Source organism: Enterococcus sp. AZ141, from assembly GCF_051714385.1.
Classification (GTDB): Bacteria; Bacillota; Bacilli; order Lactobacillales; family Enterococcaceae; genus Enterococcus_D; species Enterococcus_D entomosocium.
The window spans coordinates 1,655,968-1,670,963 of record NZ_JBIORT010000001.1; the positions used below are offsets into that span (position 1 = coordinate 1,655,968).

General features: G+C 41.9%; 16 protein-coding genes. 14 read left to right on the forward strand and 2 right to left on the reverse strand.

Annotation, left to right across the window (positions count from 1 at the left end; all coding sequences use genetic code 11):
- Window positions 1–15: 15 nt before the first annotated feature.
- From IGI89_RS07775 to IGI89_RS07805, 7 genes are read left to right on the forward strand one after another with little or no spacing between them, the layout of a single operon-like run.
- Window positions 16–1,878, forward strand: coding sequence for a BglG family transcription antiterminator (locus IGI89_RS07775; protein ID WP_008380335.1), 1,863 nt, complete (start codon window positions 16–18; stop codon window positions 1,876–1,878).
- A complete protein-coding gene (locus IGI89_RS07780) occupies window positions 1,875–2,360 on the forward strand; it encodes a transcriptional regulator GutM (RefSeq protein WP_008380338.1) in 486 nt (161 codons plus the stop codon). Before IGI89_RS07775 ends, IGI89_RS07780 begins: the two co-directional genes overlap by 4 nt.
- A complete protein-coding gene (srlA, locus tag IGI89_RS07785) occupies window positions 2,360–2,914 on the forward strand; it encodes a PTS glucitol/sorbitol transporter subunit IIC (RefSeq protein ID WP_008380340.1) in 555 nt (184 codons plus the stop codon). Before IGI89_RS07780 ends, srlA begins: the two co-directional genes overlap by 1 nt.
- A gap of 12 nt (window positions 2,915–2,926) precedes the next feature.
- The gene (gene srlE / locus IGI89_RS07790) at window positions 2,927–3,925 is read left to right on the forward strand and encodes a PTS glucitol/sorbitol transporter subunit IIB (protein ID WP_061053290.1); all 999 of its coding nucleotides are present in this window, start codon (window positions 2,927–2,929) and stop codon (window positions 3,923–3,925) included.
- Between the two features lie 22 nt (window positions 3,926–3,947).
- Window positions 3,948–4,304: a PTS glucitol/sorbitol transporter subunit IIA gene (locus IGI89_RS07795; protein WP_016621850.1), complete on the forward strand. Its 357-nt coding sequence runs from the start codon at window positions 3,948–3,950 to the stop codon at window positions 4,302–4,304.
- 42 nt (window positions 4,305–4,346) lie between these two features.
- On the forward strand, window positions 4,347–5,027 hold the full coding sequence (locus IGI89_RS07800; RefSeq protein ID WP_061053289.1) for a fructose-6-phosphate aldolase: 681 nt from the start codon (window positions 4,347–4,349) through the stop codon (window positions 5,025–5,027).
- Window positions 5,024–5,674, forward strand: coding sequence for an HAD family hydrolase (locus IGI89_RS07805; RefSeq protein ID WP_438735506.1), 651 nt, complete (start codon window positions 5,024–5,026; stop codon window positions 5,672–5,674). The genes IGI89_RS07800 and IGI89_RS07805 overlap by 4 nt, the downstream gene beginning before the upstream one ends.
- A 113-nt stretch (window positions 5,675–5,787) precedes the next feature.
- Here IGI89_RS07805 and IGI89_RS07810 read toward each other — a convergent pair whose 3' ends face one another.
- Window positions 5,788–6,576, reverse strand: coding sequence for a PHP domain-containing protein (locus tag IGI89_RS07810; RefSeq protein WP_438735507.1), 789 nt, complete (start codon window positions 6,574–6,576; stop codon window positions 5,788–5,790).
- 132 nt (window positions 6,577–6,708) lie between these two features.
- Here IGI89_RS07810 and IGI89_RS07815 point away from each other — a divergent pair, with 132 nt between their 5' ends.
- From IGI89_RS07815 to IGI89_RS07840, 6 genes are all read left to right on the forward strand, one after another.
- Window positions 6,709–7,575, forward strand: a complete 867-nt coding sequence (locus IGI89_RS07815) for an AraC family transcriptional regulator (RefSeq protein ID WP_216682445.1) — start codon at window positions 6,709–6,711, stop codon at window positions 7,573–7,575.
- A gap of 234 nt (window positions 7,576–7,809) precedes the next feature.
- Window positions 7,810–8,883 carry a Gfo/Idh/MocA family protein gene (locus IGI89_RS07820; RefSeq protein ID WP_005228203.1) on the forward strand — a complete coding sequence of 358 codons (1,074 nt, stop codon included), beginning with the start codon at window positions 7,810–7,812 and terminating at the stop codon, window positions 8,881–8,883.
- A gap of 30 nt (window positions 8,884–8,913) precedes the next feature.
- A complete protein-coding gene (locus tag IGI89_RS07825) occupies window positions 8,914–9,666 on the forward strand; it encodes a sugar phosphate isomerase/epimerase family protein (RefSeq protein WP_438735508.1) in 753 nt (250 codons plus the stop codon).
- Window positions 9,663–10,382, forward strand: coding sequence for a ThuA domain-containing protein (locus IGI89_RS07830; RefSeq protein ID WP_313151056.1), 720 nt, complete (start codon window positions 9,663–9,665; stop codon window positions 10,380–10,382). Before IGI89_RS07825 ends, IGI89_RS07830 begins: the two co-directional genes overlap by 4 nt.
- A complete protein-coding gene (locus IGI89_RS07835; protein WP_005228209.1) occupies window positions 10,379–11,347 on the forward strand; it encodes a sugar phosphate isomerase/epimerase family protein in 969 nt (322 codons plus the stop codon). Before IGI89_RS07830 ends, IGI89_RS07835 begins: the two co-directional genes overlap by 4 nt.
- Window positions 11,348–11,371: 24 nt before the next feature.
- Window positions 11,372–12,400, forward strand: coding sequence for a Gfo/Idh/MocA family protein (locus tag IGI89_RS07840; RefSeq protein WP_060791480.1), 1,029 nt, complete (start codon window positions 11,372–11,374; stop codon window positions 12,398–12,400).
- 78 nt (window positions 12,401–12,478) lie between these two features.
- Here IGI89_RS07840 and IGI89_RS07845 read toward each other — a convergent pair whose 3' ends face one another.
- Window positions 12,479–13,387, reverse strand: coding sequence for an ArsR/SmtB family transcription factor (locus IGI89_RS07845; RefSeq protein ID WP_008380365.1), 909 nt, complete (start codon window positions 13,385–13,387; stop codon window positions 12,479–12,481).
- 246 nt (window positions 13,388–13,633) lie between these two features.
- Here IGI89_RS07845 and IGI89_RS07850 point away from each other — a divergent pair, with 246 nt between their 5' ends.
- Window positions 13,634–14,875 carry an extracellular solute-binding protein gene (locus IGI89_RS07850; RefSeq protein WP_422705550.1) on the forward strand — a complete coding sequence of 414 codons (1,242 nt, stop codon included), beginning with the start codon at window positions 13,634–13,636 and terminating at the stop codon, window positions 14,873–14,875.
- Window positions 14,876–14,996 lie beyond the last annotated feature (121 nt).

Sequence of the window (14,996 nt, forward strand, 5' to 3'; positions counted from 1 at the left end):
AAATAGGGGGGTAAAATGGCATTCGTAAATCGATGGTATCAAATCTTAGACTTGTTAATAACCCATAAGGATATTTCAATCATTGATTTACAGAAAAAGTTGAGCAGTAGTTCAAAAACAGTAAAGAGTAGTATTGATCTGCTTAATGAAGAACTAATTGGTATTGCGAAAATCGTGCAAAGGAAAAAGAGCTATTCGATTGAGGTAGAAGACGCTGAAGAATTTGAACTCATTTTGGCTGGAAAGTTAAAAAAAGAAACCGATTTTAACTCAGCAAGTAAACGGGTGGCATTTATCCTAAAACAATTGATCGAGGAAAAGTCATTTATTTTAATTGACGATCTGTCTGAAGCGCTAGGGATCAGTAGGAGTACTGTCTATAATGATTTTCGGATGCTAAAAAAGCTACTCAAACCTTTTGATACAGAAGTAATCGGAACGCCAAACAGAGGAATTCAGATTAAAGGAAGTGAATTTAATCTGCGTTTGCTTTACATCTATTATGTACAAGATTATTTTTATGAAAATTATTTAGAAAACGATACACAAGCAATGATCCAAAAAATCATTTCTCTCTCAGGGATTCCGCAGTATTATGGTCGTTTACTGTATAAAGTGATTTCTATTTCCATGAAAAGGATCATTGAAGGGAATTATTTAGAGACGATACCGAATTGTTATACAAATTTCATCAAAGAAGAAGAACAAATCGAGCAGTTGATCTATCATCTAGAGACCAAATACCGAGTGACTTTAAGTCAAACAGAACAGGACTTTCTCTGGTTCCCGTTAAATTTATCTGCAAATTCCTTAATTGAGCGTACGGTTGTCCCGACAGCAGTCGAACAGTACTTTAAAGCGATGCTAAAGCGAATCCATCGCACGCTCGTTTTGGATATCAATGAGAAAGTTTTGTTTTTAGAAATGAAAGAACACTTAAAGTATATGATCAACCGAATCGTGGTCCAAGCAAAATTAAGCGATTTGTTTTACGGCGAAATCGAGCGACAATATCCCTTTGCCTATGAATTAGCCAAAGTCGGTCTACAAGAGATTGAAGAAGTGGTTGGTCGAACCATACCCACAGTCGAAATCAGTTATCTAGCACTTTATTTTGAACTTGCTTTGAAAAGCCAACAAAACGAACCAGCCAAAAAGCAAATTGCTGTAGTTTGTCACAGTGGCAGAGGTACGGCGATGATCATTCGTCGTCAATTGGAACGAGTCTTAGGCAATGATATTCGCATCACCCATTTATCAGAGGAAGCCTATCAGCAGGAAAATCTGACCGATTACTTCGCCATTTTTACGACGATTCCATTAAAACATTTAGAGCAAGTGAAAAGTCCAATCATTAAATTGACCAACTTATTTGACGATCATTGGTTGCGCAATGAGTGGGAAAAAGCCGAACGCTTGCAGTCAGTAGGGAAGCAGTCGATCCTCTTACATTTTAACCACTTAGATCCTGACTTGACCTATCAAGAGAATGTCCAGTCAATGATCGCCGAATTAACAAAGGAGCATATAGTAGATGAGTGCTTTTTGGAACGAATCAGACAAAGAGAGGAAAAACATGCCACGATTTTTGATTCTGAGATTGGCTTTCCCCATGCGATCAATGATCAAACAGATAAAATCGTTCTGTCGATAGGTGTATTCAAAAGGAAATTGGTTACTCCTGAGGGCAATATCAAACTGATTTTTTTGTTAGGTATTCCAAGTGAATTGACAGGGAAAAACGAACAAGACTTGTTGCGCATTTATGATGAATTATTTGCGATTGCTGGCAACGCGGATTTCAGAGAAGAAATCAGTGCCCGAGAAAATCTATTGGCATTGAAAGAATGGCTTTATCAGAAGGAGTTGATTATATGAGTTTTGTTTATCTATTTGGTATTTTTGCCTTAGGCGCCTATTTGTTACAAATTCTTTTTGGGTTAAAACAGATCAAACACTTTAATCAAAACTATCAGCAACTGCGCAAAAAAGGCAAGGTAGCGATTGGACGCAGAGCTGGGAAAATAAAAGCAGGAACGATCGTTTTATTTGCGGTCGATCCAGCAGGAATCATTCTTGATGCCAGAAAGATGCAAGGGGTAACCGTGTTGGCGAAGTTTAAAGAGCTGCCGGTCTATCTAGGAGAAGATATTCATTATATCGATAAGTACCATCCCAATGTGCAAAAAGAAAACAAGTTGACGATTCAAGCGATGGAAAATGCCAGAGAAATCTATTTGCGCACAGAAGCCGGGAACTATACCGAAAGTCAAGGAGTGTCGCCTGTAACACTGTTGAAAATACAAATACAAACATGGAAAGAGAAAATATACATGAAAGAAAAAAGGAGTGCAAAATAATGGAGTATATTACAAAATTTGCTGAAGGTTTTATGAGCCTTTTTCAAACCGGAGCAGAAACCTTTATCTCATGGATGACAGGTATCGTTCCAGTGGTGCTAATGCTGATGGTCGCCATGAATACGCTGATTGCTTTCTTAGGAGAAGAACGCGTGACCAAAGTGGCACGTTTATCTTCAAAAAATCCTTTTACTCGCTATTTGCTTTTACCTTTCCTATCTGCCTTTATGTTAGGAAATCCAATGTCGTTTACTATGGCTCGCTTTTTACCTGAATACTATAAACCTAGCTATTATGCTTCACAAGCGCAATTTTGTCACACCAGTAATGGGGTATTTCCTCATATCAATCCGGGAGAACTCTTTGTATGGTTGGGTATTGCCCAAGGAATCACAACATTAGGCTTAAACTCGATGGAGCTGGCGATTCGTTATCTGTTGGTCGGTATGATCATGAACTTTATTGGTGGTTGGGTCACCGACTTTACGACTGCTTACGTGTGTAAGCAGCAAGGCATCACTTTGAGTAAAACGGTCAAACTAGTGGCAGAATAAGGAGGAATCAAGATGACGTATAAAAGTATACGAGTAGTCAAAGGCAGCGGTGGTTATGGCGGTCCCTTAGTGATCACGCCGACAGAAGAAAGACATAAATTTATTTACATTACTGGTGGTGGTGAGCGACCTGCAATCGTTGATAAAATTGTTGAATTAACGGGAATGGAAGCAGTCAATGGCTTTAAAACATCGATTCCCGATGATGAAATTGCATTGGCAATCATTGACTGTGGTGGCACACTACGTTGCGGTATTTATCCCAAAAAAGGGATTCCGACGATCAATGTCGTCGCAACGGGGAAAAGCGGGCCATTAGCACAATATATCAATGAACAGATCTATGTTTCGGCGGTTGGGGTCGAACAAATTTCATTAAGCGAAGAGCAAGAAGCAATCACTGTCACCAATGAAGCAACAGCTCCTAAGCGGGAATTTACCTACGATACTTCGAAAAAAATCACGGAGCAAAAAGCCGAGCAGCAAAATTTTATTGCCAAGATCGGGATGGGCGCCGGGAAAGTCGTTGCGACCTTTAACCAATCTGCACGAGATGGGGTTCAGACGATGATCAATACCGTCATTCCCTTCATGGCATTTGTTTCCCTGTTGATTGGGATCATTCAAGGGTCAGGCGTTGGAAATTTCTTTGCGAATGTAATGGCGCCATTGGCTGGCAATATTTGGGGATTGATGATCATTGGCTTTATTTGTTCCTTGCCATTTCTCTCCCCGTTACTTGGACCAGGGGCAGTGATCAGTCAAGTGATTGGAACTCTGATTGGGGTCGAGATCGGTAAAGGAACGATTCCACCTCAACTTGCTCTACCTGCATTATTTGCGATCAATACTCAAAATGCCTGTGATTTCATTCCAGTTGGGTTAGGATTAGAAGAGGCAGAAGCGGAAACGGTTGAGGTTGGGGTACCTTCTGTTCTTTATTCTCGTTTCTTAAATGGTGTACCACGGGTCTTCGTAGCATGGCTTGCAAGTTTTGGACTTTATAGTTAAATCAGTATAGGAGGAAGCAGAAATGGCAGTTTTTACTACGACAGTTCTTTCAATCGGTGTGGAGGCAGAATTATTTCGCGAAGAAAATATGATCATTCTTTTTGGCAAAGATGCACCGGCAGCATTAGCTGACTATTGTTACAATATTGAAGTACAGCCAATGAATGGCACGATTACATCTGAACAAAAATTATGGATCGATGATCAAAGCTATCAAATTACCTCGGTAGGTGATGTGGTATCAAGGAATTTGCAAGAGTTAGGACACATCACGATTAAATTTGATGGCAGTTCGACCTCTGAATTACCAGGCACACTTTATGTAGAAGAAAAAACGATCCCTGTGATTGAAAAAGGAACAAAAATCAGTATTAAGTAAGGAAACTGTCTAGTAAAACGTAAGATTGAAGGAGTGTAAACAATGGAATTCTTTTTGGATACAGTAAATCTTGAAGAAATCACCTACTATCAAAAGGTACTCCCGCTGGCAGGAGTAACCTCGAACCCCACGATTTTGAAAGCTGCGGGGAACATCGACTTTTTTACTCATTTGCAAGCAGTGAAAGAACGAATCGGAGAAGCGTCCTTACACGTTCAAGTGGTTGGGGAAACTGTCGATGAGATGATTCTAGATGCAGAAACGATTATCAATAAGCTGGGAAACGACGTCTATATCAAAATCCCTGTCAATGAAAATGGGTTAGAAGCCATCAAACGATTAAAAGAGCGTGAATTCAATTTAACAGCTACAGCCATTTATACCGAATTACAGGGGTTCTTAGCGATTGGTGCTGGAGTCGATTATTTGGCGCCATACTATAACCGTATGGAAAATATCAATGTTGATGCACCAACAGTCATTGAATCATTGGCACAAGCGATTCATACCACTCAAGCACAAAGTAAGATCCTTGCTGCAAGCTTTAAGAACACTGCGCAAATGAATCGCGCGATTCGTGCAGGGGCACATGCGCTCACTGCTGATCCAGACATCTATCGACAAGGATTAGCCATGCCTTCCATTCAAAAAGCAATAACGGACTTTCACAATGACTGGGTCGAGACATTTGAGTCGCCATCGATTCAGGGGTTATGCCAATGATGCCAACGGTAATTTTTGATATGGATGGGGTTATCGTAGATTCTGAGTATACGTTTTTAGAATCAAAAACAGCGATGCTTCATAGTGAAGGACACCTTGTAGATGAGCCGTATCACTATCAGTTCATGGGGACCACTGCAGAATTTATGTGGGAAAAAATGAAGGAAGAATTACAGTTACAAAAATCTGTTTCAGCGTACATTGAAGAAATGAATCTCAGAAGAAAAGCGTTGATCACACGTGATGGCGTCAAAGCGATTCCTCATGTGCAAACATTGATTCGGCAGTTAGCAGAAGCGAACTTTCAGCTTGGTGTTGCTTCCTCTTCTCCCAAAAAAGAGATTGAGGAGAACCTGGATCAATTGCAGTTGCGAAACTATTTTACTGAGATCGTCAGTAGTGAAGAGGTAGCACGCTCGAAACCTTTTCCCGACGTATTCTTGAAAGTAGCGTCTTTGTTGGGCACGAACCTTCAGCAATGTATCGTCATTGAAGATACGATCAATGGCTGTAAAGCTGCAAAAGCTGCGGGGATGTACTGTATTGGTTTTGCAAATCCAGCATTCCCTGCGCAAGATCTGCCAGCGGATCAAACGATCATTGATTTTCGTGACCTGAATGTGCAAGGATTGAAAACCATTAAATAATACGCACGTCTAAAATGACCAGCCAAGGAAAGGATGATTGCTAATGAAGCTGGAATCATCCTTTCCTTGGCTGGTCATTTTTAATTTTTTTGCATGATAGTCAAAGAATAAGCTTATTCTGTCGGCAGATCCGCCATAAACCGTTCACTACCTTGAAAGACCGCTAATTGATTGACACCAAAGGAACGCAGTAGTTCGCTCATCGCTGCAAAATCTAACCGATAGTCACTGGCTTTATGGGCATCAGAGCCGAGGGTGAACAATTTACCCCCGACACTTTGATACAGCGGGATAGCATATTGATAAAGGTGGGCATTTTGATAGGGGCCAAAACTCTTCGCGTTGATTTCCATCGCTAAGTCACGGGCAACGATTTTTTTGAAGATCGTCGTTAACTCTGTTTCAAAATGGGCGGCCAATTCCTCAGCTGTAAATTGGAAACGACGCAAGCCATAATCAAAGTGGGTCACGATATGCCCGTCTGGAAACGAGTCCAACACGTGGGCCATTTGGTCAAAGTATTGTTTGGCGACTGCAAATTTGTCCTTCGTCAACACGGCATCGTCCATATAATCAAAGGTACCGTTTTGATGGATACTGATCAATTTCAAGTCATAAGGATGGCTTTCAAGATAGCGCAAGATTTCTTGTTCTTGACCAGGCACGACACCAATCTCGATGCCTTTTAAGAGTTTCGTCGCTGTGGTCTCTTGCAGCTTCTGGTGGGTTTTTACTAGTAATTCATAGTCAGGAATATCATCACGGAATCCCGAATAGGGGTTCTTCAAATCGAAATGATCTGTCGCAACGAAGTAGGCAGGCTGGTAAGCTAGATAATTCTCAAACTGTTCATCTGAATCAAAAGACAAAAATGTATGCAGATGTTGATCATAATAATTCATAAACAAGACTCCTTTTCTTGAATACGATACCACAAAAAAGCAGAAGAAACTATGATTGGCTGAGAAAAGGTTTTCTCTTAGGCAATTTTTCGCTTATAATAAATAAGAATAGAGCGAAGGAGTCGGTCAGCCATGAGTATGTATCTTGAAATTCCTGAATTTGAAAGTGAATTTCGTTTTCGAACGTTTCTAAATGATGGTTTGACCATCGTTTATCCCCATGTCCATAAAGAAATCGAGATCATTTACGCTAAGCGTGGCACGGTCAATATTGGTGTTGACGATACGATCATTGAGTTGGAGGAAGGGGATCTGTATCTTTTTTCCAGCGGGCAACCCCACTATTTTCTAGCATCGCCTGAGAGTGAACGCTATGTCTATCAATTTGATATGCAGCTTTTTGAAGAGCCGTTGCTGCGAGAAAATGAAGTATCCTTGATGACACTCTTTGAAGAAGGGGAGCCCCACAGCAAAAATTGGCCAACGAGTTTTACGGAAAAAATAACAGGTCTCTTGATCGAGTTGTATCAGTTGGAAGAGGAGAATGTTGTTGGGAAGCGTTATTTGACTCTCGGGCTGCTTTACCAGTTGATTGGGGAGTGCTATCAAGGTTTGCCAAAGCGCAAACAAGCCGTCAATCCGCTAAAACGAACGGCCGCACAATACAAAGAAACCTTGCAGCGTCTGAATGATGTCTTTGAGTACATCGAATCTCATTACCAAGAAGTCTTGACGATGGAGGACACCGCAAGACATGTAGGGTTTAGTCCCCATTATTTCACGCGTTTCTTTAAAACCAATACTGGCAAGACCTTCATGCAGTTTTTGACGGAATACCGCATCAATCAAGCCAAATTTATCTTGGCCAATGAAAAGATCCCCATGGCAGAAGTCGCTGAAAAAGCAGGTTTTGCCAGTGTCAAAACATTTCACCATGTCTTTAAGGAAGCCGTTGGTCAATCACCGTTGCAGTACCAGAAACAACTGAATCAAAATTGATAGAAACAGCCGATGAGCCTTTGCTTGTCGACTGTTTTTTTGTCAATTTGGCACTATTTTTTTCTCGATAGTGTTTTTTTAAGCGCTTTGCATAAATTGTGGAGTGGTTCTTTTTGTTAAAGTTTCATAAGATAATTTTCGGGAATTTTTTCAATGGAAACTGGGAAGAACTGCTTTCGATGTTTCGCTATAATGAGGGGGTAGAAAATAATAAGCGTTTTCAGGAGGAAAGATATGACAGTTAAAGTTGGAATCATTGGGTGCGGTGGGATCGCAAACGGCAAGCACATGCCTGCCTTGTCTCAAGTAGAAGAAGTAGAAATGGTTGCCTTTTGTGATCTGCTGGTTGAACGTGCAGTTGAAGCGAAATCAGCATTTGGGACCGAAGATGCCCAAGTATTCAGCGATTATCAAGAAATGTTGGCACAAGCCGATCTAGATGTGATCCATGTGTGTACACCAAACGCCTCACATGCTGAGTTGACGATTGCCGCACTAGAAGCGGATTGTCATGTCATGTGTGAAAAACCAATGGCAAAAACAGCGGCAGAAGCCAAAGCAATGATCGAAGCAGCTAACCGAACAGGGAAAAAACTCACGATCGGCTACCAAAACCGTTTTAGAAAAGATTCTCGTTATCTTCATGAAGTGTGCGCCGAAGGACAGTTAGGAAACATTTATTTTGGGAAAGCTCATGCGATCCGTCGTCGGGCTGTGCCAACTTGGGGTGTTTTCCTTGATGAAGAAGCGCAAGGGGGCGGTCCGTTGATCGATATTGGTACCCACGCATTGGATCTGACCTTATGGATGATGAACAATTACAAACCAAAATTTGTTGTCGGAAAAGCGTATCATGAGTTGTCGCAAACAAAAAATGCTGCAAATGCTTGGGGCCCTTGGGATCCAGAGAAATTCTCAGTAGAAGATTCGGCCTTTGGTTTTGTGGTCATGGAAGATGGCGCAACGATTTTCTTAGAAGCTAGCTGGGCGCTCAACAGCTTGGATGTGAAAGAAGCCAAAACGACACTGATGGGCAGCAAAGCGGGTGCGGATATGAACAACGGTTTGACCATCAACGGAGAAGACCACAGCTTGCTGTATGAAAAAAATATCGAACTTGAAACAGGCGGCGTTGATTTTTATGAAGGAAACGGCGAGACGCCAGAAATTTTAGAAGCACAATCGTGGATCCATGCGATCATCAACGATACCGAACCAGTGGTCAAACCTGAAGAAGCAATGGTCGTGACGGAGATTTTAGAAGCGATCTACAAATCATCGCAAACCGGTGAGCCAGTCTATCTATAAGAACTGCTGGAAGAAAAGGAGCGAGCATAAATGACAAAACCGAAAATCGCTTTACAGCTTTGGAGTATTCAAGAGGACTGCAAGACAGATCTTTTTAAAGCGTTGAAAACAGTTAAACAAAACGGCTATGACGGTGTTGAATTTGCCGGTTATCATGGACACAGTGCTGCTCAGATCAAAGAAATGCTTGAGCAGTTGGATTTGGCGGTCGCGGCTTCCCATATCCCGTTTGAAGTATTGCGAGATCGTTTTGAAGAAACCGTCGCTTTTGAAAAAACGATTGGCAATCAACGGATCGTGATTCCGTATGCCAGTTTTGATTCTTTGGAAAAATGGCAAGCTTTTGCTGCGGAGCTGACCCAGATCACCAAAAAGTTGCAAGCAGAAGGGCTGACTTGCTACTACCACAACCATGCCCATGAATTTACTGAAGTTGCTGGAGAATCTATGATCGATGAACTGATCAAAGACAATCCGCAACTGCGTTTGGAAGCCGACCTTTACTGGTTAGCCTTTGCAAACGTGGCTGTTTTACCTTGGCTAAAGGAACGCGAAACGAAGGTCGGCTTGGTTCATATCAAAGATATGCAAGAGCAGCCGCAGGAAAGCACCGAGATCGGCAATGGGATTTTACCACTCAAGTCGTATGTAGAAGCAGCTAAAGCATTAGAACTACCATGGTTGATCGTCGAGCAGGAAGCGTTTCAAAAATTCGCTCCTTTAGAAGCCAGCGGGATTGATTATCTGCAATTAAAAAACATCGTAGAGGAGGTCTACCAATGATCCACGTTACGGTATGGAACGAGTTTCGTCATGAAAAAACGAATGAGACCGTCCAAAAAATGTATCCAGAAGGAATCCATGGTCAAATTGCCAAGTTTTTAGAAGAGGATGATTTCCAAGTGCGAACGGCGACCCTTGATGAACCAGAACACGGGTTGACGGAGCAAGTATTGGCTGACACGGATGTGTTGGTTTGGTGGGGTCATATGGCGCACGAAGAAGTCGATGATGCTATCGTTGCTCGTGTGCAGCAGCGTATATGGGAAGGAATGGGACTGATCGTCTTGCATTCTGGTCATTTTTCGAAAATCTTTAAAACCTTGATGGGAACGTCGTGCGATTTGAAATGGCGAGTAGACGATCAGCATGCGCGGATCTGGAATGTCAATCCAAGCCACCCAATTGTTGAAGGAGTCGGCGAATGGATCGAACTAGAGCAAGAGGAAATGTATGGCGAGCACTTTGATATTCCAGCGCCGGACGAATTGATCTTTGTCAGTTGGTTCCCTGGTGGTGAAGTTTTCCGCAGCGGCTGTACATTCCGCCGTGGGAATGGCAAGATTTTCTATTTCCAGCCTGGTCATGAGACATTCCCAAGCTATTACAATCCCAAAGTGCAAAAAGTGATCCAAAATGCGGCTCGCTGGTGTGCACCAACAGAAAATCGTTACCCAACATATGGGCATTTTCAAGCAATTGAGGAGGAAAGAAAATGAAATTAGGTGTTTTTACCCCGTTATTCAATCAACTTAGCTTCGAAGAAATGATCGATGAAGTAGCGAAAAAAGGGCTGCAAACCGTCGAGATCGGTACCGGTGGTTCTCCAGGCAATGCCCACTTAGACATTGACCGTTTACTAGCAAGTGAAGCAGAGCGAAAAGAATACTTAGCGAAATTAGCTGATAAAGGATTGGAAATCTCAGCTTTGAGCTGTCACAACAACCCAATCTCTCCATTAAAAGCAGAAGCGCAAGAAGCCGATGAACTTTTGCGCAAAACCATCAAATTAGCCAGCTTAATGAATGTACCTGTTGTGAACGGATTTTCAGGCGTTTCAGGCGGAAATGCAACAGATACACAAGTCAACTGGCCAGTATTGCCATGGCCAACGGAATACGATGACAATTATAATTATCAATGGGAACAAAAACTGATTCCTTATTGGAAAGGCATCAACACGGAAGCGGAAGCGGCTGGTGTTAAAATTGGGATCGAACTTCATGGTGGCTTTTTGGCACATACCCCTTATACGATGTTGAAACTGCGGGATGCTGCGGGTAAAGCCATCGGCTGCAACTTGGATCCAAGTCATTTATGGTGGCAAGGGATCGACCCAGTGGCAGCGGTCAAAATCTTAGGGGAAGCCGATGCGATCCATCACTTCCATGCCAAAGATACGTATTTGGATCAAGATAATATCAACATGCATGGCTTGACGGACATGCAGCCATATAGCAATGTCAAAACCCGAGCTTGGACCTTCCGTTCAGTCGGTTGCGGCCACAGCTTACAAGTCTGGTCAGATATTATTTCTGCGCTTAGAATTTATGGGTATGATTATGTCTTGAGTATTGAACATGAAGATCCAATCATGTCCATTGATGAAGGACTGACTCGTGCCATCAGCAACTTGAAGACGATTATGATCCGTGAAGAAGCTTCATCCATGTGGTGGGCATAAGAAGAAAACCGAGGAGTGTCAGACATGAGTGCAATCAATTTTGCAGTAATCGGATATGGCGGCATGGGTGCGTACCATGTCCACAATATCTTACCAAATGAAAACGAACGAATCCACATCGTAGGAACTTACGATATCAATGAAGAACGTCAAGCGATCTCACAAGAAAAAGGCCATAAGATCTTTAAAAGCTATGATGAAGTCTTAGCCGATGAGACGATCGAAGCAGTATTGATCGCCACACCTAATGACTTGCATAAAGAGTTATCGATCGCTGCATTGAGAGCAGGCAAACATGTTGTTTGCGAGAAGCCTGTTGCGCTGAATACTGCGGAACTAGATGAGATCGTGGCGGTTGCCCAAGAAACCGGCAATACCTTTATGGTTCACCAAAACCGCCGTTGGGATCCTGATTTTTTACTTGTACGCGAACTGTACCGTAATGGACAGATCGGCGATTTGTTCCAATTAGAATCACGGGTCCAAGGGGCAAACGGCATCCCAGGAGACTGGCGTCATGTGAAAAAACAAGGCGGGGGAATGCTCTTAGACTGGGGCGTTCACTTGCTAGATCAAATGCTATGGCTGATCGACAGCCCAGTGAAAGACGTCAAAGCGGATCTTAGCTTTGTGTTGGGGGAAGAAGTCGATGATGGGTTCTTCGCTTTGATTACCTTTGAAAATGGGGTCAAAGCAATCGTGGAAGTTGGAACCTCCAATTACACGCAATTGCCTCGCTGGTACATCAAAGGAACGGAAGGAACAGCCACCATCACCGATTGGGATCTAAATGGTGAAATGGTTCAGGCAACAGGTCGCGAAGACGTGGCCGCACCAAAACCAGTTCAAGCAGGCGTTGGCTTGACGAAAACGATGGCACCGCCATCGGAATTGGCCGCCAAAGAGATTCCTTTCCCGAAAGCCGAAGCGGATTTTGAACCTTTCTACAAGAATTTTTACAACGTTGTACGCAACGGTGCCGAACCTATCGTTAAAAACGAAGAAGTCCGAGCAGTGATGCAGTTGATTGAACGCATTTTTGCCACAGCGTAAGAGAATAGAAAAAAGCACTAGCTGAGGGAGTGATCTCTCTTCGCTACGTGCTTTTTTTGTGTAATGAAACGACAACAGTCATTCCGATACGTAAAAATTGAACAATAAATCTTGAGGATAATTTCCCCATCGATCGCCGAAAATGGTCAAACCACCAGCGTTTTCGGCAGTTGCAGGTGCAGCAATTTTAAAGGTGAAAAAGTCACTGTGGTCTAAGTCGATTTCATTCAGGTTGTGATCTGTTAATTTTTCTCCATCGAGGGAAGTATCATAGCGATTGATGCGTAAATGCTTAAGCAATCCATATTGACTGAACTCATCGATCCACCATTGCGGAGTCAGAGAACCTCTGACATCCGAAAAGTTTCCTGGTACGGTGTAACTACCGATGCAGTGATTGTTTAAGTAAAAGGAAAGATCACTGGGCCAATAGTTATTCGAAATTGGGAACTCTGAAGCAATCTCCATACTGATTTCCAGTAATTCGATTTTTTCACCATTTTTCAAAGGATTTGGGATTTTGTATTCTAAAAAACCGTTATTTAGCCAGATGATACTTGCATCAACACGTTCTTGATCCAGAAAAGATTTTGGATCATCTAAGGCGCCAATCAAGCGGTCTTTGGTCGCCATTCCACAAGAAGGCTCAGCTTTAAAATCGGTGAAGTGGCCGATTTTCACAGATTGGGAGGTTAGATTCATTTCTGGAAACACTTTTGCTGGGAAATTGATATTGATGAAATCAGTTTTTAGAGACAAATATTTTTTCTTCCAGTCTTGCCCCGATCCTTTTTCGGTTTTGATCAACTGAGCTTCTTCGAGTTTACGGATATGTTTGGTCATTAAAGCATTGCTGATTGCTAATTTTTGTCCAATTTCACTGATGCTTTTCTTCTTATCGCCTAATTCTCTTAAAATCGCTAAGCGAGTTTCATTTGCCAGTGCTTCGTAGATCGGTAAAGATGCGTTTGTTAAATCCAATTCCATAGCGATCACCTCGTTATACTAAAATGTTTAATGAAAAGATAGTTTAATTATAACATAACCTTGTGGATTTACAAAATAGTAAAATGATATAATTTTTGGTTATACCTTGTTAAAATAATGTTGACAGCGCTTTATATTTATAGTAACTTTACGGTGTAAACATTATTTGACGATAGTCTAACGATTATGTTTATTGATAATTGGATGTCATTTTACTTTTTAGTTAAATTAAAAGGAGTGTAAAAAATGAAAGTAAGTAAATCTATTGTTTTAGTAGGGACAAGCTTATTATGTACAGTGTTGTTAGCTGCTTGTGGCGGGAGTGGTAGCTCAAGTAATAATTCAGAAATTTTGCTTTGGTCGTCGACGACAGGACCAGACGGTGAAAAAATCAAAAAAACGATTGATCAATACAATGAAACAGACCCAGACTTTAAAGTGAAGTTAGTAAGCATGCAAGGTGACACCTTTACTTCAAAGTTGACGACTGCGGGGAAATCGGGGAAAGGTGTTCCTGATTTGGCTTTGATTGCCTCAGAAGCTTTGCCTACGTACAAACACCAAGAGATGCTTGAAACTTGGGATGACATGATCGATGGGACAGAATTGGCACGGGAAAACTACGTTGAAGCTGCTTGGGACACTGGTGTAGTGGATGATAGTCAATATGGGATTCCGGCAACCATGGGTTCGTGGGTGATGTATTACAACCAAGATTTGGTGGATAAATATGTTCCAGGAGCGTTGGATGATGGCGTAGTGACGTATGAAGAAATCAGACAAGCTGGGGAAAAAGCAAAAGCAGATGGTATCTATAGTTTTGGCTATACATGGGGCATGCAGAATTATTCGAATCTCTACCAACAAATGGGTGGGGAATGGCAAGATGCACAAGGAAACATCAATATCGATAATGAGTTTTCTTACAATGCCGTTCAAGAGTTTAAGGATCTGTACGATGCCGGCTACATGGTCCCAGATGGTGAAGATGCAAATAAACTTTTTGCAAACCAGCAACTGATTTTTCTTCCAGAAGGAACATGGATGCTAAGTAATATGGAAGAAATCAGTGACTTCACTTGGGGCCAAACATTTACTCCTCAATGGGATGCGGAACATATCATTCAAGGTTCAGGCGTCGATCAGTTTGCAATGTTCAAAACGAACGAGGAACGTTCCGATGAAAAGAAAAGTGGCATGGTCGACTTTCTGACTTGGTTACAAGCAAACCAATTAGAGTGGGTCAAATCAGGTGCAAATCCTACTTCCTTAGCTATGCTAGACAATGAAGAATATGTTGAGATGCCACAATCCTTCTTATTGAAGACAGAAAAAGGACAAGCGGCAATTTCTGTTAACGCAGTTGATGGCTTATCGTATATCTTTGGTGAATATGATAATCGCTCATGGGACATGATCACAGGAAAAGCAGATATTCAAACGACGTTTGGTGAGATCCAAAAAGTTGTAGAAGAAAAGATGAAATAATCTTCTCACATAGAGGCTGTGGCAGAAGGAAGAGCGACCATAAAAAGAATTCAGTCCATTTTTTGATAGGGGAGGAATTCTGATAGGCTTAAAGGGCTGTCACAGTTGTTTCTTGTTGAGA

Bases quoted from the DNA above. Each gene is read 5' to 3' on its own strand.
- IGI89_RS07775 (WP_008380335.1), top strand. From the start codon at position 16: ATGGCATTCGTAAATCGATGGTATCAAATCTTAGACTTGTTAATAACC.
- IGI89_RS07780 (WP_008380338.1), top strand. From the start codon at position 1,875: ATGAGTTTTGTTTATCTATTTGGTATTTTTGCCTTAGGCGCCTATTTG.
- srlA (WP_008380340.1), top strand. From the start codon at position 2,360: ATGGAGTATATTACAAAATTTGCTGAAGGTTTTATGAGCCTTTTTCAA.
- srlE (WP_061053290.1), top strand. From the start codon at position 2,927: ATGACGTATAAAAGTATACGAGTAGTCAAAGGCAGCGGTGGTTATGGC.
- IGI89_RS07795 (WP_016621850.1), top strand. From the start codon at position 3,948: ATGGCAGTTTTTACTACGACAGTTCTTTCAATCGGTGTGGAGGCAGAA.
- IGI89_RS07800 (WP_061053289.1), top strand. From the start codon at position 4,347: ATGGAATTCTTTTTGGATACAGTAAATCTTGAAGAAATCACCTACTAT.
- IGI89_RS07805 (WP_438735506.1), top strand. From the start codon at position 5,024: ATGATGCCAACGGTAATTTTTGATATGGATGGGGTTATCGTAGATTCT.
- IGI89_RS07810 (WP_438735507.1), bottom strand. From the start codon at position 6,576: ATGAATTATTATGATCAACATCTGCATACATTTTTGTCTTTTGATTCA.
- IGI89_RS07815 (WP_216682445.1), top strand. From the start codon at position 6,709: ATGAGTATGTATCTTGAAATTCCTGAATTTGAAAGTGAATTTCGTTTT.
- IGI89_RS07820 (WP_005228203.1), top strand. From the start codon at position 7,810: ATGACAGTTAAAGTTGGAATCATTGGGTGCGGTGGGATCGCAAACGGC.
- IGI89_RS07825 (WP_438735508.1), top strand. From the start codon at position 8,914: ATGACAAAACCGAAAATCGCTTTACAGCTTTGGAGTATTCAAGAGGAC.
- IGI89_RS07830 (WP_313151056.1), top strand. From the start codon at position 9,663: ATGATCCACGTTACGGTATGGAACGAGTTTCGTCATGAAAAAACGAAT.
- IGI89_RS07835 (WP_005228209.1), top strand. From the start codon at position 10,379: ATGAAATTAGGTGTTTTTACCCCGTTATTCAATCAACTTAGCTTCGAA.
- IGI89_RS07840 (WP_060791480.1), top strand. From the start codon at position 11,372: ATGAGTGCAATCAATTTTGCAGTAATCGGATATGGCGGCATGGGTGCG.
- IGI89_RS07845 (WP_008380365.1), bottom strand. From the start codon at position 13,387: ATGGAATTGGATTTAACAAACGCATCTTTACCGATCTACGAAGCACTG.
- IGI89_RS07850 (WP_422705550.1), top strand. From the start codon at position 13,634: ATGAAAGTAAGTAAATCTATTGTTTTAGTAGGGACAAGCTTATTATGT.